This is a genomic window from Geodermatophilus sp. FMUSA9-8 (assembly GCF_037034165.1).
Taxonomy (GTDB): domain Bacteria; phylum Actinomycetota; class Actinomycetes; order Mycobacteriales; family Geodermatophilaceae; genus Geodermatophilus; species Geodermatophilus nigrescens.
The window spans coordinates 187,638-210,183 of record NZ_JBAGKE010000003.1 but is presented as its reverse complement, the minus strand read 5'-3'; the positions used below and the strand labels follow the sequence as shown (position 1 = coordinate 210,183).

Annotated in this window: 13 protein-coding genes and 1 tRNA gene; 7 read left to right on the top strand and 7 right to left on the bottom strand. The window is 75.6% G+C overall.

The window, feature by feature from the left end:
* Positions 1-155 precede the first annotated feature (155 nt).
* Together WA616_RS08105 and WA616_RS08100 are read right to left on the bottom strand one after the other, a co-directional pair.
* Positions 156-3,305 carry a hypothetical protein gene (locus WA616_RS08105; RefSeq protein WP_336028821.1) on the bottom strand — a complete coding sequence of 1,050 codons (3,150 nt, stop codon included), beginning with the start codon at positions 3,303-3,305 and terminating at the stop codon, positions 156-158.
* 88 nt (positions 3,306-3,393) lie between these two features.
* Positions 3,394-3,615, bottom strand: coding sequence for a hypothetical protein (locus WA616_RS08100; protein WP_336028820.1), 222 nt, complete (start codon positions 3,613-3,615; stop codon positions 3,394-3,396).
* A 231-nt stretch (positions 3,616-3,846) separates the two neighbouring features.
* On the opposite strand from WA616_RS08100, the gene WA616_RS08095 reads away from it, so the two are divergent.
* The gene (locus WA616_RS08095; RefSeq protein ID WP_336028818.1) at positions 3,847-5,349 is read left to right on the top strand and encodes a YfjI family protein; all 1,503 of its coding nucleotides are present in this window, start codon (positions 3,847-3,849) and stop codon (positions 5,347-5,349) included.
* A 228-nt stretch (positions 5,350-5,577) separates the two neighbouring features.
* On the opposite strand, the gene WA616_RS08090 is transcribed toward WA616_RS08095, so the two are convergent.
* The 4 genes from WA616_RS08090 to orn form a co-directional block, all read right to left on the bottom strand.
* Positions 5,578-8,943: a type ISP restriction/modification enzyme gene (locus tag WA616_RS08090; protein WP_336028817.1), complete on the bottom strand. Its 3,366-nt coding sequence runs from the start codon at positions 8,941-8,943 to the stop codon at positions 5,578-5,580.
* A 191-nt stretch (positions 8,944-9,134) separates the two neighbouring features.
* Positions 9,135-10,589, bottom strand: a complete 1,455-nt coding sequence (locus tag WA616_RS08085) for a tyrosine-type recombinase/integrase (RefSeq protein ID WP_336028815.1) — start codon at positions 10,587-10,589, stop codon at positions 9,135-9,137.
* Between the two features lie 194 nt (positions 10,590-10,783).
* Positions 10,784-10,859, bottom strand: a tRNA-His gene (locus tag WA616_RS08080).
* Between the two features lie 58 nt (positions 10,860-10,917).
* Positions 10,918-11,607, bottom strand: a complete 690-nt coding sequence (gene orn / locus WA616_RS08075) for an oligoribonuclease (protein WP_336028814.1) — start codon at positions 11,605-11,607, stop codon at positions 10,918-10,920.
* 168 nt (positions 11,608-11,775) lie between these two features.
* Between orn and WA616_RS08070 the strand changes: the two genes are divergently transcribed.
* From WA616_RS08070 to WA616_RS08055, 4 genes are all read left to right on the top strand, one after another.
* Positions 11,776-12,990, top strand: coding sequence for a hypothetical protein (locus tag WA616_RS08070; protein ID WP_336028812.1), 1,215 nt, complete (start codon positions 11,776-11,778; stop codon positions 12,988-12,990).
* Between the two features lie 118 nt (positions 12,991-13,108).
* Positions 13,109-14,923, top strand: a complete 1,815-nt coding sequence (locus WA616_RS08065; protein ID WP_336028811.1) for a hypothetical protein — start codon at positions 13,109-13,111, stop codon at positions 14,921-14,923.
* A 175-nt stretch (positions 14,924-15,098) separates the two neighbouring features.
* Positions 15,099-16,964, top strand: a complete 1,866-nt coding sequence (locus WA616_RS08060) for a hypothetical protein (RefSeq protein ID WP_336028809.1) — start codon at positions 15,099-15,101, stop codon at positions 16,962-16,964.
* On the top strand, positions 16,957-17,586 hold the full coding sequence (locus WA616_RS08055) for a hypothetical protein (RefSeq protein WP_336028808.1): 630 nt from the start codon (positions 16,957-16,959) through the stop codon (positions 17,584-17,586). The genes WA616_RS08060 and WA616_RS08055 overlap by 8 nt, the downstream gene beginning before the upstream one ends.
* Here the strand turns inward: WA616_RS08055 and WA616_RS08050 are convergent, their stop codons facing one another.
* Positions 17,587-18,600: an NADPH:quinone reductase gene (locus tag WA616_RS08050; RefSeq protein ID WP_336028806.1), complete on the bottom strand. Its 1,014-nt coding sequence runs from the start codon at positions 18,598-18,600 to the stop codon at positions 17,587-17,589. It lies immediately after the preceding gene.
* Between the two features lie 123 nt (positions 18,601-18,723).
* Between WA616_RS08050 and WA616_RS08045 the strand changes: the two genes are divergently transcribed.
* Both WA616_RS08045 and WA616_RS08040 read left to right on the top strand, forming a co-directional pair.
* Entirely contained in the window at positions 18,724-20,580 is a 1,857-nt protein-coding gene (locus tag WA616_RS08045; RefSeq protein ID WP_336028804.1) for a putative bifunctional diguanylate cyclase/phosphodiesterase, read from the top strand.
* A 76-nt stretch (positions 20,581-20,656) separates the two neighbouring features.
* Entirely contained in the window at positions 20,657-22,516 is a 1,860-nt protein-coding gene (locus tag WA616_RS08040) for a putative bifunctional diguanylate cyclase/phosphodiesterase (protein ID WP_336028803.1), read from the top strand.
* Positions 22,517-22,546 lie beyond the last annotated feature (30 nt).

Below are 22,546 nucleotides of genomic sequence, written 5' to 3'. Positions count from 1 at the left end.
GGCACCGCGGCCGCACCGTGCCGCTCCCTGGTGCGCCGGCATTCGCCTTCGTGGGGTTCCGCGAGCCCCGTCGACGCCTGACAGCGGGCAGGACGAGAGCCCCCACAGGCAGTTCGGCCTGTGAGGGCTCTCGGTCAGGCTGCTGAGGCGGTGGCCTACATGCGCCTGCCCGGGGTGCACTGCACGTGACGGGTCTCCTGCGATGAGGGGGTGTCGTCCCATCGCCAGAGCACCCCGGCGCCGGCGCCGAGGTCCAGGACACATCCGTGACCGGCGCAGTGAGCCCAGGCGCCAGTGCGCACCGGACGGTCCTCCAGCAGCGTCCCGTAGGCCGCCGGGAAGCGCTGGTTGCGGGTCGGCGGCCGCAGGCACGTCCGGCAGAGGACCGTGGTGTCGCTGCCGAGGACCAGTTCGGGGAGGAGCAGGACGCCGGTGGCGACCGGGGAGGGGCAGTCCGGCCACGGGCAGCGGGGGAGGGCCACGGTGCGGTCGGTGAGGGGCAGGGTGCTCGATCCCTTGCCAGACCAGCCGCCGGGCCGGACCAGCGTCGCCGGGACGACGTGCCCGCCGCGCCGCAGCTCGGTGCTGATGGTGGTCAGGTAGGTGACCTTGATGCCCATGAGGGCGGCGAGGTGGGCGACCGGCACGGCGACCGTCGGGTCGGGCAGCGCGGAGAGGACCGTGACGGCGTCCTGGCGGTGGTCGGCCCGGTGGTCGAGGTGGGGGCTTCGGGTCGTCCAAGTCGCGGTGAGCTGGTAGGTGTCGGCGACGAACTCGGCCCAGTCCGGGTCGACCGCGGGGGGCAGCGGGTCCTCGGGGTGGAGACGGCACCAGACCGCGGCTCGCGCGGCCGCTGCCGGGTGGCCGGCGATGGCGGCCTGCAGCCCCTGGCTCGGCAGCGGCCGGGCGGACGCCGCACCTGCAGGCGCGGCGGCGGGGGTGCCGGCGACGAGGTGCTCCCGCATCATGCGGCGGGCGTACTTGGCGTTGTCGCTGCCGGAGAGCGCGAGCATCTCCTCGACGCCGATGCCCTGGTAGTACCAGCGGCGGGTGAGGGCGTTGTACGCCGCTTCGCGGCGCTTGCGCCCGGCCTTCGTGCCGGTGTGCGGCCGGCTGCGGCGCAGCAACGTGCTGCCGGTCTTGCTGGCGAGGGCTCCGTCGTCGCGGCGGACCCGGACGGTGACGGTCATGCGCACGGTGGCCGCGTCGACGAGGTCCAGCCGCGTGTCCGCCGCACCGACCTCGCGGAGCGCGTCCCGGAAGGCCGCCGGCGCCGGCCCAGTCGTGTACGGCCCGGTCAGCCCGGCGAGCACGGCCGCAGGTGTGCCGAAGTCCGCCTTCGGCGGTGCGACCGGGACCGCCGGAGGCGGCGGCGCGGCGGCGAGCCGGTCGGCCTCAGCGTTCAGCCGCTCGGCCTCCACGTCCGCCTCGGTGGCCTGGCGGTCGTAGTTGTCGGCGGCCCGCTCGTCGCCGGCGCGCAGGCGCCGGGAGGCGGACAGCCGCAGCGCGTCGGCGTCGTCTCGACGCTCCTTGACCTGCGCACGCAGCCGGGCGATGGCGCGGTGGTGGGCATCGCTTGCCGCTTCCGTTCCGGAGTCCGGCACGGTGAGGGCGTCGGGCGGCGGCAGGAGCCGGGTCTGGGCCAGCGCCGGCTCGTCGGCGATCAGCTGCTCGTAGAGCTCGAGCGCCAGTCCCGACCACCGCGTGTGGAACTCGGCCACGGTCCAGCTGCTCATCGACTCGCCGTCGACGTCGCGCATGCTGTACGGCGCGCCGGTGGCCTCCGAGCGGCGGGCGTCGGTGTGGGCCTCCCGGCGCCACTCGTACCGCTCGGCTTCGGCGGCCTGGGCCCGGCAGTGCAGCAGGTGGCGGTGTGTTCCGTCGCTCCAGCGCATCATCCCGGAGAACGGGCGGTGCGCGCCGCCGTCGGCGTCGCGGCCGCGCGGCTGGGCGGGCTGCGCGCGCTCGGCGGCCGCCAGGATCTGCTGCCAGTCCCAGCGGTCGGCCGGGTCGGTCCACGCCCAGCCGTCCGGCTCGAAGGTGTCCGGCAGCCAGAACTTGCGCAGGATCCGAGCCCAGCGGGCCGGCTCGACGTCCCAGCTCCACCCGTGGTCCTCGGGGCGCCCCACGCGGATGTCGTAGGTGACCGCGCCGAGGGCGTCGCCCGGGAAGCGCGGGGTCAGCTGGTGCCGGTCGCCGGGGCTGAACTGCCCGGGGGTCACGCCGGTCTCGGTGTGGGCGAGGAGGCCGGTGCAGTAGGCGCGGATCTTGACCGGGGTGAGCAGGAGGCGGCCGGCGCTGGCCAGGTCGCTGAGCTTGTCGATGGTCTGTCCGCGCTCGTCGACGCCGCGGGAGGTGATGCCCAGCTGGCCGCACGCCTTCGCGGCGGCGGCAAAGGTGCGGATGCCGGGGCGGTCGTAGACCGCGGCGATCGTCTGCACCGCCCACCGCTGCTGCGGATCGGGCTGGGGGCGGCTGACGTGCCGCTGCTCGCCGGTGGGGTGCAGGTTGTAGCGGCCCTCAGCGTCGGGGTCAGCCGACGCGCCGAAGCCGCGGGGGAGACCCGCTTCGTTGCCCGGCCAGTTGCCGCTGCGGGCGCGGTTGAGTCGGTTGACGAGGAACCGGCGGGCGGTGTCGTCGCGGCCGCGGGCCGCGCCGAAGGTGATGAGCGTCCACTCGTCCTTCGCGTTCGGTTGGAGTGCGTCGAAGGGGCGCCCGGCGGCGTCGACGAGCGCGTAGGTCTGGGTGAGCGTGGTGTAGATCTCCCAGGCGAAGCCCTCGTTGCGCAGGATGCGGTCGAGCGCGTGCGCCCGCAGGATCGGCCGGCCGGTCGGGTCGTGCGGATCCTGGTGGGCGACGGCCAGCAGGAAGGCCTTGATGACCTCGGTGGCGGCGTTGCGGCCGCGGGGCAGGTCGACCTTCGCCGCCGACGACAGCAGGAAGACGAAGATCCACGAGCCGCGCACCAGCCATCCGCCGATCAGCCGCTCGGACCCGGGCGCGTACAGGGGGTGGACGCCGATGCCGGCGCGCAGCCGGTCGCCGGCGGGGCCGGCGCGGAAGACCTCGACGTCGGTGACGTGCGACTTCACCCAGGCCGCTTCCGGTGCCCAGGTCAGCCAGTCGAGGTCGGTGTCGAGGTTGGCCTGGAACTTCGTCCGGTTCTCGTGCGACACCCGGAGCAGGGCGAGCTCGAACCGGCCGGAGCAGGACCCCGGGCCGGTCGGGGAGGGCTGCAGCGCGGCGCGGATCTGGGTGACGAGGGCGGCCACGTCGGGGTGGTGCTGGTCGAGCAGGCTGCTCATCGAGGTCTCCTCCGGTGGTGGGGGAGGGGACCGTGACGGCGGACCCGACGGACGCAATCACCTCGGCCGCAGGTGCGAGACCGGGCACTCAGTGCGGGACTTGCGGAGACCGCCTCGCTTCATCGTTTCCGCAGCTCAAGGCGGCCTGGGCGCGCTCCGTGCCGGCGATCTCCGCCTTCGAGGCCTCGGTGACGGCCAGCCCCAGCCACAGGGGTTGCCCCGCGAGCACCTGATCGTCGAAGGAAGCGCGGTCGAGCTCGCGCAGCCGCGCGATGCGCGTCAGGAAGGCCTGGGACGAGGCGGTGGTCATGGCCACGACCGTGGGCGGGCCAGGCATCAGGCCAAGTCGGTAGCACCAGCGACCGACTGCTGACGCCCGGCCTCGCCTCGCTCCCATGACGTCGACCGCCGACGCGGTCGCCGGAGGGCCACGGGCCTGATTGCCGTCCGGCGACGTTCTCGGACCTTCACCGCCGTCCGGGATCACCCGGTCGCCGGGAGACGCCCGGAGGCCGCCCCGGCGGAACAAGGGACATGAACCGTGATCGAGCCCGACTGCGTCGCCGACTGGCCGGCACCGACCCCGCTGCGCTCCGTCTCCCAGTTGCCGGCCTTCCCCGTGGGTGTCTTCCCCGGCTGGCTCGCGCAGATGGTGTGCGCTACCGCGGCCGACGTGCAGGTGCCCCAGGACCTGCCGGCGATGCTCGCGCTGGGTGTCATCTCGGCTGCCGCCACCGGATCGGTGGAGGTGGAGATCCGGCGGGACTGGACGGAGCCGGTCCACCTGTACCTGGCGGTGGCGATGGCCCCGGGGTCCGCGAAGAGCCCGGTGTTCCGCCGCATGACCGCGCCGGTGAAGAAGGTCGCGGCCGCGCTGCGGGAGGAGGTGCAGCCGCTGATCCAGGCCGGCGCGGCGCGCAAGCGGATCTTTGAGGACATCGCCGAGCGTGCCGAGCGGACCGCCGCGCGGGAGGCGACACCGGAGGCGGTCGAGCAGGCCGTCAGCGCCCGGATGGCGGCCGACGCGGTGACCGTGCCGATCGACCCGCGGCTGCTGGTCGACGACGCCACGCCGGAGGAGCTGACCTCGCTGCTGAAGAAGCACGGGGGCCGGCTGGCGGTGCTCTCCGACGAGGCCGCCATCTTCACGCAGATGGCCGGCCAGTACGGGGACAAGGCGAACCTCGACGTCTACCTGAAGGCCCACGACGGCGGCGAGCTGCAGGTCAACCGCCGGGAGCGGGACGAGACGATCACCCGGGCGACGATGACGATCGGCGTGGCAGTGCAGCCAGCGGTGCTCGAGCAGCTGGGCGGCAACGCCCAGCTGCGCGGCCGCGGGCTGACGGCGCGCTTCCTGTACTGCCTGCCGCCCAGCCTGGTCGGCTGGCGGGAGATCGAGACGCCCCTGGTGCCGGGGGACGTGCGGGCGCGCTACGACGAGCAGGTCGCGGCGATCGCACGGGCCCTGCTGCCCGACCCCGGCAAGCCGCCGATGCTGCTGCGGGTGGACGCCGAGGGCCTCGCGGTGCTCAACGACTTCCGCAGGCAGATCGAGCCCCGGCTGCGCCCCGACGAGGACCTGGCGAGCCTCGGCGGCTGGATCGCCAAGCTCGCCGGGCACACGGCCCGCATCGCTGCCCTGCTGCACCTGATGTACCTGCCGCCGGAGCAGTGGGCCACGGTCGCCATCGGCGGCACGACGATGCGCGGCGCGGTGCAGCTGGCGTGGTTCTTCATCCACCACGCGCTCGCCGCCTTCGACGTGATGGGAGCGGACGACACGCTGCGCACCGCACAGCGCGTCCTCGACTGGGCCGAGCGCAAGGGCTGCACCCGGTTCAGCCACCGCGACGCGTTCGACGCCCTGCGGAACGGCGGCCTCCGCAAGACCACCGACCTCGACGCTCCGCTGGCGCTCCTCGTCAGCTTCGGGTGGCTGAGCCCCCTCCCGCCCCCACCTCCCGGCCCGCGGGGCGGCCGCCGGCCGTCGCGCCAGTACGCGGTGCACCCGTCCGTGATCAGCGGCTCGGTCGCGCGGTAGCGCCGGCCGTCCGCGGCATCCCGTCCGTGGTTGTGCGGGTTCTGCGGGCTGTGTGGGCCGTGCGGCGGCGATCCGCGTAGACCCTCCGGTCGACGACCCTCCCCCCGGGTAGGTGCGGCCCCCACGGAACCCGCATAACCCGCACAACCACGGAGGGAGGAGGCGCTTGCTGGCGGCCTGCCGACACACCCGACGAGGTGAGGCGGCGGGGAAGGCGGTACCCCGACGTCAGACCCCGGGCAGCAGGTCCTCAGCCGGCGACGCCGACTCAGGCGGCGCCTTCGGCAGGGTGCGCCGCTCCACCGGCACCGGCAGGACGCCCGCCGCGGTCAGCGTCGCCACGCTGATGCGCGGGCCGGCCATGACCAGGTCCAGCACCTGCGCCTGCTCCGGCTCCATCCCCGTGACCAACGTCAGCACCTCGAGCAGCTGCAGCAGGTCCGTGGTGTACGCCGCCGGCCACGAGGTCGGGCGGAGGTCGTCGAGCGCGGACTGCTCCCCGCGGGTCTTCGGCCGGGTCGCCCGCCGGTAGCCGAACCACTTCCGCAGCACGTGCATCCCCGACACCTGGTACTCCCACACCGCCGGCGCGACCGGGCCGATGCGGCCGGCGCCGATGCACAGCACCCGCGTGACCGGGTCGTAGCTGATGTCGTCCGGCATCCCCTCCGAGGTGTCCGGGATGGCGACGAGCACCTTCGGCCGCGCAACCTCGTCGGGGTTCCGCGGCGGACCGGCCGGCCGACCCGCCGACGCGTCGGCCATGCGCTCGCCGCGGGTGTGCAGCCACAGCACCCGTCGACCGATGGCGACGGCCGTCGACCACACCTCCGAGTCGGCGGTGAGCGGCACCCGGATGCCGGGGGTGCGGAGGTCCTCGGCGAAGCGGGCGGTGAACGCAGGGTGCGCGGTCACCGCGGCGACGTAGGCGACCAGGTCCTCCGGCGCCACCGGTGCCCCGAGGCTCTCGCCGAGCAGCTCCAGCAGGCCCGGTGCCACGTTCGGCCGGTCGGTGCCCGACGAGGCGTACAGCGGCAGGACCCGACCACCCGCACTGCCCTTGTAGTGGTCGTTGTCGGGTGTGTGCGCCGTGAAGGTCAGCGCCGGCCCCGGCCGGATGGCCTCGGAGTGCAACTCGGTGATGTACAGCTGGTGGTCGCCCCGGACCCGCCACAGGTCGGTGCGCGGCGTCGAGAGGATGCGGTCGTCCGGGACGAGGTACTGGACGTCGAAGGATCGGTAGGCGACCGGTACGGGGGACAAGCAGGCGCCGCCCTCGTCCGCCACGGGTCGTGCCGGGTGCGGGAAGCCCGGAAGCCCCGGCTTGGCACGGGTCAGGGTCGCGTCGCGCGACTCTCGGAACAGCGCCGGCTTCTCGGCGTCCGGCGCGGTGACCAGGGTGCGCCACCGGTCGTGCAGCGTGTCGGCCAGCGGTGCGTAGACCCAGGTCCGGTTGGGCTTGACCCCGGGGCTGTGCCACGAGAACAGGTCACCCAGCGCGGGGCTGGCCGCCCACTCATCGCCGCCGGCCGGCAGGAACGGCGCGGTCCACTCCGTCGGGCAGGTCTCCCAGACGTCCGGGTCGTCGATGCTGAGCGCCTTGAGCTCGTCGAACTTCTCCGACTGACGGCCGTGCAGCGCCCGGTAGTGCACCGCCGCGGGGGTGTCCGGGTCGGTGTCGCCGCGCCGGACGAACAGGCCGATCGCCACCGGCTGCTGTACGCCGCCGAAGATGCGGGTGTTCACCTCGGGCTGGTGGCCCTCCGGGGTGCCGTCGATGATCCAACCCTCGGAGGCGTGCGCCCGCAGGTAGCGGCGCATGCCGGCGAACCCGGGGCCCTTGAGGTAGCCGGAGGTGGTGATGAAGCAGATGACGCCGTCGCCGCTGTCGGGGTGGGCGTCGAAGACCTTCCAGGTGGCCCACCGCCAGAAGTACACGTACAGGTTGCTCAGCACGTACTCGGCCAGGCCGTTGCCGGGCTCCCGGAAGGCCGCCAGCGGCGGCGTCGTCCACTGGGCGGTGTTCGGGGCACCTTCCTCGATGAAGCCGCCGGAGCCCTTCGCGCGCTCCCGGTACGGGGGATTGCCGAGGACCACGACGACGGGCTCCTCAGCCTTCATCCTGTTGGCGTGGCGGCGGGAGACCGCGATGGGGTCCAGGGTGGCGGCCAGACGGGCCTGCTCGGCGAACGGGTTGTCCAGGGTGTCGGCGACGTAGAGCCGTACGCCGCCGGGCGGGGCGGTGGCGCCGTGGCGGCGCAGGGTCTCGGCGACCCGGAGCTCGGCGACGGCGAACGGGCCGGTCTGCTTCTCCACCCCGACGATGCGGGCGGCGGCGTCCTTGAGCTGAGCGGGGACCGCCCCCGGGCCCTGCTGGGCGCGGGCCGTGTCGGCGACGGTCTCCAGGACGTCGAGGACGTAGGCCCCGGTGCCCATCGCCGGGTCGACGATGGTCACCGTCGGGTCAGCCAGGCCGGCGGTGCGGCCGAGTCGGGTGCGTAGCACCTCGTCGGTCAGCCGGGTCATCGCCGTGACCACCGCCGGCGGGGTGTAGTAGGAGCCGGTGAGCTTGCGCAGCTCCGGGTCGTAGACGGCGAGGAAGTGCTCGTACAGGTGGAGGTAGGGGTCGGCGCGGTGGTGGGCGAACCGGCCGAAGTCGACCACCCCGATGACCCGCACCAGAGTGTCCAGAGTGACGGTCAGCACGCCGATCGTCTCGTCGGTGAGCACCGCGAGGGCCTTGCCCAGCAGCGAGTGCGTGCGGCCGAGCTCGCGGGCGATGCCGTCCACGGACTTGCCGGCGAAGTCGATGTCCTCGGTACGCGCGAGCAGCAGCGCGAAGGTGACCGCCTGGGCGTACTGGTCGGCGAAGGCGGCATCGTCGGCGTCGGGGAACAGCAGGGCACGCCAGTCCCGAGCGATCCGGGTGAAGGGGCCGTCGCCGACGCGCTGCTCGCGAGCGAGGGTGTCGGTGACCTCCTCCCGCAGCAGCCGGGTAAGCGGCGCGACCGAGTTGACCAGCTGGTGGATCGTGCGCGGCCGCTCCGGGCTCCACAGCAGGAAGTCCGCCAGCAACCGGGCGAGGCCGTCGTCCACCACGCTCAGGTGCGCGCCAGCGTCGTGCACGTCGCCGACCAGCGTCACGATCTCGCCGACGCGCTCGCCGGTGCGGTACAGCGCCCACTGCTGCCCGTCGGTGTAGACGACGTTGGGCAGCGCCCGCAGCTTGGCCCACTGCACGCCGTCGTGGCCCCCCGCGGGCCAGCGCGTCGGATCGGCGCCCTTCCCGGGACGCTTGACCTCGACGTAGCCGGTGATGGCACCGTTGACCAGCGTGGCGTAGTCAGGGCGCACCCGCAGGTCGGCCAGGGACGCCTCGCCGACAGCCGAGAACCGGACGCCCAGCGAGGCCGCGGTCGCGTCCAGCAGGCCCTCCAGCGGGCCGCGCATCTGGTCTTCCGGCTCGCCGACCCGCGTGGCCAGCCGCGGGGTGACAGCCGCGCCGAAGGCGGACACGGCGGCCGCGACATCTGCGGCGAGCCGGGCCGGCTCGCCTGCGCCGGATGCGGTCGACCGGGACGCCGTCGTCGTCATGTGTCCCGTCTCGGCAGGCCCGCGGCCCGGCGGCACCGGGTCACTGTGTTCTCCGTGCCCCTGTCGCCTGGCGGGTCGCATGGTGCGTGTGGGGCTGCCGCGTGGCGGTCCTGGAGCCGGCTCCGCCCCTGGCCCTGCAGGCCGGTGCGCCCCCGGTCCGAGGGGACCGGGGGCGCTGCCGCGTCGCGATGTCAGGCGGCGACGTCGTCCTCGTCGTCGATGTCCTCGAACACCGGCAGCCGCTGCTCCGCCTCGGTGAGCTGGATGACTGTCGCGCCCTCGTCGTCGCGGGCGAGGACCTCGGGCAGCCGGCCGTCGACGATGTCGATGGCCTGGTCGTTGGCCTCGACGGTGATGTGCCCGTAGACGTTCTGCGTGGTGGTGGCCGAGCTGTGCCCGAGCCGGGCGGCGACCACCAGCGGCGCCACGCCGGCGGAGAGCAGCCAGGAGGCGTGCGTGTGCCGCAGGTCGTGGATGCGGATCTTCTTCGGCACTCCGGCGCCGGCGGCCTTGACGGCCTCCTTCCAGTACCGGTTGAAGAAGTTGCCGTGGTGCAGCGGCCCGCCCTCGACCATCGTGAACACGTGGTCGTCGGCTCCCTTGCCGGCGACCAGCGGGCGCAGCACCTCGACCAGGCGGGACGGCAGCAGGATGCGGCGGATGGACGCCCTGGTCTTCGGCCGGCCGAGCTTCCACTTCTTGCCGCGCCACTTCAACGCCAGCCGGATGTCGACGTAGGGACGGGCGGCGTCCAGGTGCAGGTGGCGCACCATCAGCCCGGCGGCCTCTCCGTAGCGGGCACCGGTGCCCACCAGGAAGTCGAGCAGGACCTGGAAGTGGCCGTGCATGGCGGCACGGAGGGCGGCGTAGGCGGCGGCGTCGTCGAGGAAGTGCATGTCGCGGCGGTCGTGCTTGGGCAGCCGGATGCCGCGGGCGGGGTTGTCGTTCAGCAGCGGCGGGCGCTCGGACAGGGCCACGTCGAAGCACTGGCCCAGGACGTCGAGCACGTTGTTGATGAACTTGTGGCTGAGGAAGGTGCCGGCGATCGGCCGGCCGACGTTGTTGCGCCGCTCCTTCTTGCGCATCTCCTTGAGCCAGCCGTCCTCGATGTACACGGCGCCGGCCGGGACGTCGGCGGCGCGCAGCGGCCTGGTCCGCAGGATGAGGCCGATGTCGGTGTCGCCGAAGAAGGGCAGCAGGTGGTAGATGCCGTAGCTGGTGTAGTCCGCGAGCGTGCCCTCCTCCACGTGGTGCTGGCGGTCGAGGAAGGTGTGCCACAGCGTGCCGAACGTCACCCCGGTCAGCCGGGGGTCGGCCGACGCGGCGAACGCCGGCGGCGTCCCCAGGGGCGCCAGCGGCAGCCGGTCGGGCGCCGGCGGCGGCGCCGGGTCGGCCGGCGCGAGGCCGCGCTCGGCGAGCGCGGCCTGCAGCAGCGCCGCGGCGATCTGGGGATCCTCGGTGTCGAGGACGCGGCGGGCGGTGTCCAGGCCGAGCAGGCCGGCCATGCCGACGAACCGCTCGGCCTCGGCGCGGCCGTAGAAGGGCAGGTAGGACCGGGCGGGCAGGCCGGCAACGCCGGTGCGCCAGTACACGCGGTGCTGGCGGCCGCGCTGCTCGATCCACAGGCTGGGGGGCTTGAGGGACATGGGGTGTGCTCCGTGCGGTCGGTCGGGAAGGACCGGCCGCACGGTGCGCAGCGGGAGTCGCTGCGCAGTCGCCCCGCCACTGCCCCCCGATCTGCCCCCCAATCGAGGGGGCACCCGGGTGCCGATCGCCGTCGTGAACGGCGCCGGAACGGATGAAGGCCCTGGTCAGCGAACCGACCAGGGCCTCCACCGCGTGGGGTGAGTGACGGGGCTCGAACCCGCGACACCCAGGATCACAACCTGGTGCTCTACCAGCTGAGCTACACCCACCGCGCGCACTCCCGGGACCGTGCGGTGCCGGGGAGCAGGTCGAGGATACCGGAGGCGGTCAGCCCTCCGTCGCGGCCGGGGGTGTGGCGCCGGCCGCGGGGGCCGGCGGGGTGGCGTCGGCGGCGCCCAGGACGCCGGCGAAGGCGCCGGTGACCTCGCCCGCCGCGCGCTGCGCCTGCGACGTCGACGGGCCCGGGGCGTCGACGAACAGCGTCCGCCGGTAGTAGGCCAGCTCGCGGATCGACTCGATGATGTCGGCCAGCGCCCGGTGCGCGAGGCCCTTGGGCGGCTGGGCGAAGTACACCCGCGGGAACCAGCGGCGGGCCAGCTCCTTGATCGAGCTGACGTCGACCATCCGGTAGTGCAGGTGGTCGTCGAGCTCGGGCATGTCGCGGGCGAGGAAGCCGCGGTCGGTGCCGATCGAGTTGCCGCACAGGGGGGCGGTGCGCCGCTCGGGCACCCACCGCTTCACGTAGGCCAGCACCTGCTGCTCGGCCTCGGCGACGGTGAGGGTGGAGGCGCGCACCGCCTCGGTCAGCCCCGACTTCGCGTGCATCTCCGTGACGACGTCGGCCATGCCCTCCAGGTCGGCGTCGTCGGCGGAGATCACCAGGTCCAGGCCGGGGTCGAGGACGTTGAGCTCGGAGTCGGTCACGACGACGGCGACCTCGATGAGCTTGTCACGGCCGAGGTCCAGCCCGGTCATCTCGCAGTCGATCCAGACCAGGTGCCCGCCGTTGTCCGCCACGGCGACCGACCCTACGTCGCCTCCGCCGCGGCGTCCCCTCCGTCCCGGCCGTCCCGTGCGTCCGCCGTCTACCGCACGCGGCACACCGGTGCCACTCGAGGGGTCGGAATCCGCCGTCCGCGCCGGTAGCCTCGGCCCATCCCGACCCGCTTCCCTGGGAGTCCCGTCGTGCCCCGACCCGCCCCCTCCGCGCCTGCCCGGACCGTGCCGCCGGCACCGGGCTCCCTGGGTGCCGGGCTCCGGCACCCGGTCGCGCTGCTGCGCTGGCTGTGGCCGGCCTACATGACGCCCGGCCGGCCCGGGCGCGGGACCACCCAGCAGGAGCTGCGCTGGATCTACACCGCCTGGCTCGGCGCGTTCCTGCTCAAGATGCTCGGCTCGTCCTGGGACGTGTCCTGGCACTTCAAGTGGCTGCGCGACGACCTGGCGCCCCCGCACCTGCTCAACTCGGCGGGCACCGCGGTGGTCATCGCGCTGGTGGTGTTCCACAGCTACACCGGCTACGGCGTCGACCGCCGCGCCCTGCGGCTCATGCAGGCCGGCATCGCCACCTTCCTGGTGGCCATCCCGATCGACATCCTCAACCACCGCATCAACGGGCTCGACATCACCAGCTGGAGCCCGAGCCACGCGCTGCTCTACATCGGCACGGCGATCATGCTCGCCGGCGCGATCCGCGCCTGGTGGCTGTACGCGGCGCCGGGCCGGGTCCGTGACCTGGTGTCGCTGGGGCTGTGGCTGTTCTTCGCCGAGAACGTCGTCTTCCCGAACCAGCACCAGGAGTACGGCGTCCTGTCGCTGCGCGCCTACGAGGCGGGGGAGACGACGGCCGAGCAGCAGCTGCTGGACTTCGCCGCCTCCCAGGGCCAGACGCCCACGATGTTCATGCTGCCGGTGCCCTCCTGGGTGCACCCGGCGTGGTTGCTGTGCGCCGGGCTGCTCTCGCTCGTCGTCGCGCGGAAGGTCGTCGGCCTGCGCTGGACCGCCACCACGGTCGCCGGGGTCTACCTCGCCTACCGCGCCGTGATGTGGCTGGGCCTCGTGGCGCTGGACTTCCCGCCGTCGGTGCTGCCCCTGGTGCTGCTCGTCGGGGCGGTCTGCATCGACCTCGCCGTCACCTTCCGGCTGCCCGGCTGGAGCGCGGCCCCGGCCACGGCCGCGGCGGTCTACGCCGCGGGCCGGCTGCAGGACGCGGCCGGGCTGCTGCCGCCGTGGAACTGGTCCTGGGAGTCGATCGCGCTGGTCCTCGCCACCTTCACGGCGCTGTGGACGGCGGTGGACCTGGTCGCCCGCAGCCGCTGGCTGGCCACCTGGCGGGAGCCGGTCGAGCCCGGCCGCGCCACCGAGCCGGCACCGGCCCTGGGCGGCGCGCCGACCCGCTGACGTCCCGGACCGTCCCGTCACATGACGTAGCGTCGGTCGCGGACGCCCGTGCGGGCCCGTCCCCGGTCCGCGCCGCGCCCGTGCGCCCGCGCACCCCACCCGTTCCCCGGAGGACCCCGTGCTGCCCCTGACCCCCGTGCCGCCGCAGACGGCGGGGGAGCGCGCACTGTTCGCCGAGCTTGCCCGCTGGGACCGCGGGGGCGCGGTGCGCGGCGCCGTCGTCGCCTCGCTCCCCGTCGTCGACGGGCCGATGGAGCGCCGCATCTCCGACGCCGTGCTCTTCGTGCCCGAGGGCGTGGCCGTCGTCCGGGTGGCCGAGGTCCGCCAGGGCGGCGTGGTCACCGCGACGCCGGAGGGCTCCTGGACGATCGGCCCGGGCGCCGGCCCCGGCGAGGTGCTGCACATCGCCGGGGGCGGTTCCACGCCGCTCGACGGCCTCATGCGCGCCGGGATGGACGCCGCCGTGCGGCTGCGCCGCGCCGGGCTGGAGCCGGGGCGGATCGCCCGGCTCACGGTGCTCGTCGGCGACCTCACCGGCCTCGTGCCCGCCGACGGCGACCTCGGCGACGGCGACCAGGTGGCGCTCCTCGAGTCGCGCTCGCTGCTGCTCGGCATCTCCCGCGCCGCCCGCTACGCCGGCGTGGACAACCCGCGGCTGTGGACCACCGCCGACGTGCGCGCCGCGCTGTCCGCGCTGGGCTACGAGGGCCGCGGGCCCACGGTCGAGGAGCTCAACGGCGAGGGCTTCCCGTACTCGCCGTACGTCCTGCGCCGCCGCGAGCTGCTGGCCCCGGCGGCGATGGCGGCCTCCGCGGCGGGCGCCTCCCAGGCGGCTCCGCCCGCCCCGTCCACCCCCGCGCCGCCTCCGGCCGTCCCGGCGCCCACTCCGGCGCGGGCGCCCGGCGGGCCCCTGGTCGACCCGGTGGCCGCCGCGGCCGTGGCCGCCGCCGCCATCCGCGCCGACGAGGAGGCCGCGGCGCGGGCCGCCGCCGCAGGGCTGGCGCCGGCGCCCGACGGACCCCTCGCGCCTCCCTCGGCGCCCTCCGCCGCGCCCGTCCCGCCCCCCGCGGCGCCGGCCACCGCCCGCTTCGACGCGCCCGCCGTGCAGTCCGGCGCCGCCGTCCCGGCACCCGCACCCGCTCCCGCGCCCGAGCAGCCCGCCGACCACACCGGCGGGCTCGGCGGCCTGTTCGCCGACGACCCGACCGGGCCGCCCGGTGGCGGCTGGCCGCACGCCGTCCCGGCCGCGCCCGCCGCGCCGCCGCCGGCCCCGCTCGCCGGCCCGCGGGACCGCCCGCCGTCCGACCGCCGCCGGCTGGCCCTGCTCGCCGTCGCCGGCCTGGTCGTCGTCGCGGTGCTCGTCGGGCTCGTCGTCGGCCTCACCGGCGGCGGGGACGGCGACGCCGCCGCGCAGGAGCCGCCCGCCCCGACCAGCGCGCCGGCCACCCCCACGGCGACCGGGCCGACGCCGGGGGCCACCAGCGTCCAGGACGGGCGCACCTACGTCCTGCAGCAGGTGCAGACGGCCGACACCTGCCTCGGCAACGCGTACGGCGACGTCGCCACCTTCTTCGAGTCCACCGACTGCGCCGGGCTGGCCCGGGCCCTGTGGTCGACCGACGTCGAGGGCCGCGACGTCGTCGTGTCGGTGTCGACGGTCGACATGGGCGACGCTGCGGCCGCCCGCCAGCTGCGCGCGCTCGCCGACACCAACGGCAGCGGCAACGTCAGCGACCTGCTGCGCGAGGGCGTGCGCTACCCCGGCGGGCCCGGGGAGCTCTCCGGCGCCGAGTACGCCAGCTCCGTCGCCGGCACCGTGGTGACGATCGTGGAGTCCTCCTGGGTGGACGGCGGGGACGGCGACACCGCCGACCTCGACGTCGTCGCCGGCACCGGTCTCGCGCTGCCGATGCCGGAGCCGTCCGCCGGCTGAGCGGTCCGCCGGACCCGGACGGTCACGTCCGGCCCGAGTGACCGGTGGGAACGACGGGACGTCGCCGCAGGTCGTGGCGGCGTGTCGGGTCTCCCAGGGCTGTCGGCGCCGGGGCGCGCGGCACCCTCCGTCCGGCTCCTGACGACGGTCGCAGGAGACCGCGTCAGGAGACCCCATGCCCGCCCAGCTCGCTCGATCCCCGTGGCGCCGCGGCGCCTCCCGCGGTGCCGCCCTCGGCCTGGGACTGGTGGTGGTGGCCGGCGCGACCGCCGGCCCCGCGCTGGCGGGCCCGGACAAGGGCGCGGGCAACGGCAACGGCAACGGCGGCGCGAACAACGGCAACGCGCCCGGGCAGAACAGGCCGGCCGACACGGCGCTCCCGTTCAACCCGGTTCCCGGCACGGGGGGCGGGAACGGCAACGGGCAGGGGACCGGCGGCGCCGGCGGCTCGGGCCAGGGCGCGACGAACGGCCAGGGTGTCGGCGACTCGGTCCCGGGGGGCAACGGCGCGGCCAACGGCAACGGCAACGCCACCCAGCCCGTCGTCCCCGCGCCGACGGTGCCCACGACCGAGCCGACGCCGGATCCCACGCCGGAGCCGGCGCCCGAGCCCGGTCCGGAGCCGATCGTCCCCGTCTTCGGCACCGGCAAGGACGTCACGTTCACCGTCGCGCCCGACGGGCCCGTGCCCGCCGACCTCGACCTGTCCGGCACGACCGTCACGCTCACCGCCGTGGACGGGACCGACTGGTCGGCGTCCTGCACCACCGACCTGGAGGGCACCTGCACGGTCGCGGCGACCATGACCGGGCTCTGGGTCACGCCGGAGGCGGATCTCCTCGTCAGCGGCGTCTACGAGGCGGTCGTCACCGGGGCGGGGACCGGGTTCGCCGACCCGGCGGACCTCGTCCTGGGCACCGTCGGCATCTGCCAACCCGACTTCTGGCTGACCGTCCTCGGGGACGGGGACCCGGACTGCCTGCCCGGCGCCACCGTGGACGCGCCCGTCGAGTCGGTCTTCCGCACCGCCCTCACCACGACCGTCTCCACCCCCGACGGCGACGACGAGCTGCCGGTGGAGGGTGCCGCCTACGCGCTCACCGGGACCGGCTACCCGGCGCGGACGACGGTCCCCGGCGAGGACGGCGAGCCCGTGCCGGCCTCCGCCACCGGCGGCGCGGACCTCGGCACGGAGACGAGCGACGCCGAGGGCGTCCTGGTCCACTCCGGGTACTTCCTCCCGGGCTCCGCGTGGACGCTGCAGCCGGGCGACGCCCCGGCCGGCTTCGACGCCGACACGGCCGTCACCGTCACGGTCCCGGCGGACCCGTCGCTGCCCCTGGCCGCGGCGCGCTCGCTGACCCGGACGCCCCGGGGCGACACCGGTTCGTCGGGCGGGGGCACCGCCGGCGACGGCGGGACGGTCCCCGTGCCGGGCGGTGGGGACACCGGGTCGACGGGCGGCGACACCTCCACGGGCGGGGACACCGGGTCGACCGGTGGGGACACCGGGTCGACCGGCGGGGACACCGGGTCGACCGGCGGGGACACCGGGTCGACCGGTGGGGACACCGGCTCCACGGGGAGCGACACGGGCGCCCCCGACGGGACCGGCACCGGGACCACCACCGGCGGCACCGGGACCACCACCGGCACCGGGCCGACCACCGGCACGACGCCCGGCACCGCGGGCACCGGCACCGCCCCCGCGGGTGGCGACGCCGGCACCGCGGCCGCCGCGCCGGCCGGGACCGGGCGGACCGCGACCGGCGGCACGGCCGGCACCGCCGGCGACGTCCCCGGCGACACCTCCGGGGTGGCGGACGGCGCGTCCGGTGCCGCGGCCGCGGGCGGGCGGACGCTCGGCACGGGATCGGGCGGCGGCACCTCGCCCGCGCCGGTCGCCGACGCCGTCGACGAGCCCGCGCTCGAGACCACCGGCGGCGGCTCCGAGCTGACGCTGTGGGGCTTCGGCGTCCTCTTCGTCGCCGTGGTGGTGCTGCTCATCGGCGCACTGCGGCGCCGCGCCCGCCGTGCCTGACGGTCCGCGCACCGGCTGGTGGGCCCGGCTCCCCGTCGAGGGGGAGCCGGGCTCGCCGGCGCAGCGGATGCTGGCCGCCGTCCTCGGCGACGCCTTCCCCGCCGGCAGCGTCGTCGACCTGCCCGACGGCCGCCTGCCCGGCGGCTGGCAGCTCCTGGTGCGCGCCGACGCCGCCGGGGACCGCGTCCGGTCGGTGCAGGTGGCGATGCCCACCGCGCCGCTGCTCTGGTACGTCGAGCTGCCCGAGCCGGCGGCCGCCCCGCCGGCCACGACGCTCGTCGCCTTCTCCGACGCCCGCTTCGCCGACGGCACGCTGCTCACCGCGGCGGAGGCCCGCCGCGCCGGGGTCCGCGGCGAGGAGCAGGTGGCCGCCCTGCGCTGGTGGACCGGGCCGGGCCTGGTGCACCAGGTCTACGTCGGCCCGGCCGCCCGCCGGCGCGGCGTGGGCACCAAGCTCGTCCAGGTCGCCTACGGCGTGCAGCACGCCCGCGGCGGCACCCCGCTGCACGGCGACGGGCGGCGCACCGACGACGGCGAGGCGTGGAGCCGCGCCCTGCCCGCCCACGCCGCCTGGCGGGTGGCGGAGCGGACCGAGCGCCTGCCCTCGATGACGCCCGCCTGATCAGGCGGTCACGTCGACGAGCACCTTCCCGGTGATCCCGTCCTGCACCGCCCGGTGCGCCTGCGCGGTCTCGGCCAGCGGGAAGACGTGCAGCGGCAGGCCGGCGTCCTCGCCCACCCGCACGGCGCCGTCGAGCACCGCGGCGTTGACGTCCTCGACGCCGATGACCTTGGCGCGCTCGGGCTCGGTGTAGACGAGCACGAAGTTCCACCGGGCGTTCGGGGCCATCTGCGCGCGCACCGGGATGGTCACCTCGGCGCCGCCGTCGTCGGCGTACATGGCCACCGCGGCGTGCATGCCGACGACCTGCGCGTCGACGGCGGCGTTGCGGGCCGCCGACACCTCCACGACGACGTCCACGCCCCTCGGGGCCACCTTCCGGACCTCGGCGACGACGTCCTGCTGCCGGTAGTCGACGACGTGCGAGGCGCCGGCCGCGGCCGCCAGCTGGGCCTTGCGCGGGCTGCTCACCGTGGCGATGACCGTGGCGTCGGCCCAGCGGGCGAGCTGGATCGCGGCGTTGCCCACGGCGCCCGCGCCGCCCTGCACCAGCACCGTGCGGCCGGTGAGCGAGCCGGGGCCGACCCGGTCGGGCACGGACTCGCCGAGGGTCAGGCAGCGGTGCGCGGTCAGGAACGGGATGCCGAGGGCCGCGCCGAGCTCGAACGAGGGGTCGGGCCCGAGCAGCACCGCCTGGCGCAGCGGCACGACGGTGTACTCGGCGGCGGTGCCCCACGGGCGCTGCCAGGCGGCCTCCCACACCCACACGGCCTGGCCGGTCACCGCGGCGTCGACGCCCTGGCCGACCGCCTCCACGGTGCCGGCGCCGTCCTGGCCCGGGACCTGCCCGTCGGGGCCGGGCTGGGTGCCGGCGCGGGACTTCCAGTCGGTCGGGTTCACGCCGGCCCGCGCGAGGCGCACGAGCACCTCGCCGGGACCGGGCTGCGGGGTGGGGCGGTCGGTCAGCTCGAGGACCTCGGGACCGCCGGGCCGGGTGTAGGTGATGGCTCGCACGGCGCCGTCCTACCCGGTGCCGGCGGGCTGTTGCGCACGGCCTCGTTCCGCTCCGCTCACCCCGCGGGGTGAGCGGAGCGGAACGGAACTGATCCGGTGTGGAAACGCGCCGATAGCTGTCCCATGGACGTCCCCGTGCTCGGCCGCCTCCGCCGCTGGCTCCCCGAGGGCCGGCCGCTGCCCGACGAGGTCTGGCAGCGGCGGCACACGGTGCTCCTGCGCCTCGCCGCGGTGCAGGCGGTGGCGATCGGCGTGCTCGCGCTGCTCCGGGACTGGTCACCGGCGGCGGCGCTGGCGGCGTCCGCGGCGGCGGCCTACCCGCTGTCGTTCTGCCTGCTGCCGGGCGCGTCCCGCACGCTGCGCGCGGCCGGCACGACGGCGAGCCTGCTGGCGACGTCGGTGCTCCTGGTGCACGTCTCGGGCGGGCTGACCGAGGCGCACTTCCACTTCTTCGTCGTCGTCGGCCTGGTGTCGCTGTACCAGGACCGGCTCCCGTTCGGCCTGGCGCTGGCGGTCGTCGTGCTGCACCACGGCGCCGTCGGCACGCTCTTCCCGCACTCCGTGTTCGACCACGTCGCCGCCCACCGCCACCCCTGGCTGTGGGCCGTGGTCCACGGCGGCTTCGTGCTGGCCGCGAGCCTGGCCAACCTCGCCTCCTGGCGGCTCAACGAGCGGCAGGGCCTGCACGACCCGCTCACGGGCCTCGCCAACCGCACCCGCCTGGTGCAGGGCATCGTCGCGCGGCTGGCCCGCCGCGGCGGCCAGGTGAGCGTGCTGTTCCTCGACCTCGACGACTTCAAGGACGTCAACGACACCCGCGGCCACGCCGCGGGCGACGAGCTGCTGGTCACGATCGCCGAGCGGCTGCGGACGTGCACCCGGGAGGACGACGAGGTGGGGCGCCTGGGCGGCGACGAGTTCGCCGTGGTGGTCGACGGCGACGCCGACGAGGCCGCCGCCGTCGGCGAGCGGGTGCTCGCGGCGCTGGCCGAGCCGATCGACATCGGCGGCCGGCCGTTGGCCGTGCACGTGAGCATCGGCGTCGCCGACACCGCCACCGCCGGCGACCGGCGGCCCGGCACGCTGCTGCGCAACGCCGACCTCGCCATGTACCGGGCCAAGTCGCTCGGCAAGAACCGGCTGGTGCGCTACCTGCCGGGGATGGCCGAGGCGGCCCAGGACGAGGTCGACCTGCTGGCCGACCTGTCGCTGGCGACGTCGTCGGGGCAGTTGGAGGTGCACTACCAGCCGACGGTCGACCTCTCCGACGGGCGCACCACCGGCTACGAGGCGCTGGTGCGCTGGCACCACCCCACCCGCGGCCTGGTGCCGCCGGCGGAGTTCATCCCGCAGGCCGAGGCCGGCGGGCAGGTGGTCGAGATCGGTGCCTGGGTGCTCGAGCAGGCGGTCCGCCAGGCGGCGGCCTGGTCGGCGGAGGGAGGACGGCCGGTCGGCATGGCGGTCAACCTCTCGCCGCGCCAGCTCGACGACGACGGCGTCGTCGCCCTGGTGGCCGCGACCCTGGCCGACGCCGGCCTGCCCGCGGGTCAGCTGACGCTGGAGGTGACCGAGGGCGTCCTGCTGCGCGACGTCGACCGCGTCGTCGGCAGGCTCGCGGCGCTGCGGGAGCTCGGCGTGCGGATCGCCATCGACGACTTCGGCACCGGCTACTCGAGCATGGCCTACCTGCGCCGGCTGCCCGCCGACGTCCTGAAGATCGACCGCAGCTTCGTCGCCGAGCTCGGCAGCGACGGCCGCTCCACGACGCTCGTGGCCTCGATGATCGAGCTGGCCCGCAGCCTCGGCCTGGAGGTGGTCGCGGAGGGCGTGGAGACCGCCCGGCAGCACGCCCTGCTCGGCGACCTCGCCTGCTCGCACGCGCAGGGGCACCTGTTCGGCCGCCCGCAGCCGGCGCACGACGTGCCGGCGGCGCCGGTGGCGGTCCCCGCGCCCCGGGCGGAGCCGGTCACGACCGGCTGAGCGCCGCCCACCCCGGACGGGGGAGCGGAACGAGATCGATCCTGTCGTGCACGACCGGTCGTGCCGATGGGAGCGCATGGCCCCCCGCGTGCTCGCCCGTGTCCGCGCCCTGCTCCCCGAGGGCCGGCTGCTGCCCGACGAGATCTGGCAGCGCCGGCACGCGATGATCCTGCGGCTGTCGGTGCTCTCGGCGGCCGGTCTGGCCCTGCTCTCCTGGGCTCGCGGTGGATCGGCCGTCGAGGTGCTCGTCTCGGTGGCGCTGACGCTGTACCCGCTGTCGTTCAGCCTGCTGCCCGGGGCCGGCCGCCGGATGCGCGCCGCCGGGACCTCCCTCAGCCTGCTCGTCGCCTGCGCGCTGCTGGTGCACGTGATGGACGGCCTGACCGAGGCGCACTTCGCCTTCTTCGTCGTCGTCGGGGTGGTCTCGCTCTACCAGGACTGGTGGCCCTTCGGGCTGGCGCTGGCCGTCGTCGTCCTCCACCACGGCGCGCTCGGCGCGCTGTTCCCGCACGAGGTCTTCGGGCACGCCTCCGCGCAGCACGACCCGTGGCTGTGGGCCGTCGTGCACGGGGTGTTCGTGCTGGCCGCGAGCCTGGCGCACCTCGCCTCCTGGCGGCTCAACGAGCAGCAGGGCCTCCACGACCCGCTCACCGGCCTGGCCAACCGCACGCTGCTGCTCGAGCTGACCGAGCGGCTGCTGGCCGCCCGCCCCGGCCCGGTCAGCGTGCTGTTCCTCGACCTGGACGACTTCAAGGACGTCAACGACACCCGCGGCCACGCCGCCGGGGACCAGCTGCTGACCGCCATCGCCGAGCGGCTGCGCGCCAGCACCCGGCCCTCGGACGCCGTCGCGCGGCTCGGCGGCGACGAGTTCGCCGTCGTCGTCGACGGCGGCGCCGACGTCGCCGCGCGGGTCGGCGAGCGGGTGCTGGCGTCGCTGGCCGAGCCGGTGGACGTCGGCGGCCGGCCGCTGTCGGTGCACGTGAGCATCGGGGTGGCCGACACCGCGACCGCGGGCGACCGGCGGCCCGGCACGCTGCTGCGCAACGCCGACCTGGCGATGTACCGGGCCAAGACGCTCGGCAAGAACCGCCTGGTCCGCTACTCGCCGGGCATGGCGCAGGCCGCCGAGGACAAGGCCGCGATGGTCGAGGACCTCGCCGTCGCCGCGGCCGCGGGCCAGCTGACCGTCCACTACCAGCCCACGATCTCCCTGGCCGACGGCGTCACCACCGGCTACGAGGCGCTGGTGCGCTGGCAGCACCCCGAGCGGGGGCTGGTGCCGCCGGCGGAGTTCGTGCCGCTCGCCGAGGAGTCCGGCTCGATCGTCGGGATCGGCCGGTGGGTGCTCGAGCGGGCGGTCCGGCAGGCCGCCGCGTGGACGGCGGAGTCGGGCCGGCCGATCGGCATCGCCGTCAACCTCTCGCCGCGCCAGCTCGCCGACGACGACGTCGTCGGGACCGTCTCCCGGGTGCTCGCCGCCGCCGGCCTGCCCGCCGGGCAGCTGACGCTCGAGGTCACCGAGGGCGTGCTCCTGCGCGACGTCGACCAGGTGGTCGGCCAGCTGGCGGAGCTGCGGGAGCTGGGCGTGCGGATCGCCATCGACGACTTCGGCACCGGCTACTCCAGCCTGTCCTACCTGCGCCGGCTGCCCGCCGACATCGTGAAGATCGACCGCAGCTTCGTGCAGGACCTCGGCTCCGAGGGCCGCTCGACGACGCTGGTGGCCTCGATCATCGAGCTGGCCCGCAGCCTGAGCCTGGAGGTCGTCGCGGAGGGCGTGGAGACCAGCGAGCAGCACGCACTGCTGGGCGACCTGGCCTGCTCCCACGCGCAGGGCTACCTCTTCGGCCGGCCGCAGCCGGCGCCGGCGCACGACCACGAGCCGCTGCCCGCAGCGGCGCCCGCCGACCGGGAGCTGCTGTCCGCCACCTGAGCCGGGCGGGGAGTGGCAGGCGAGACGGGA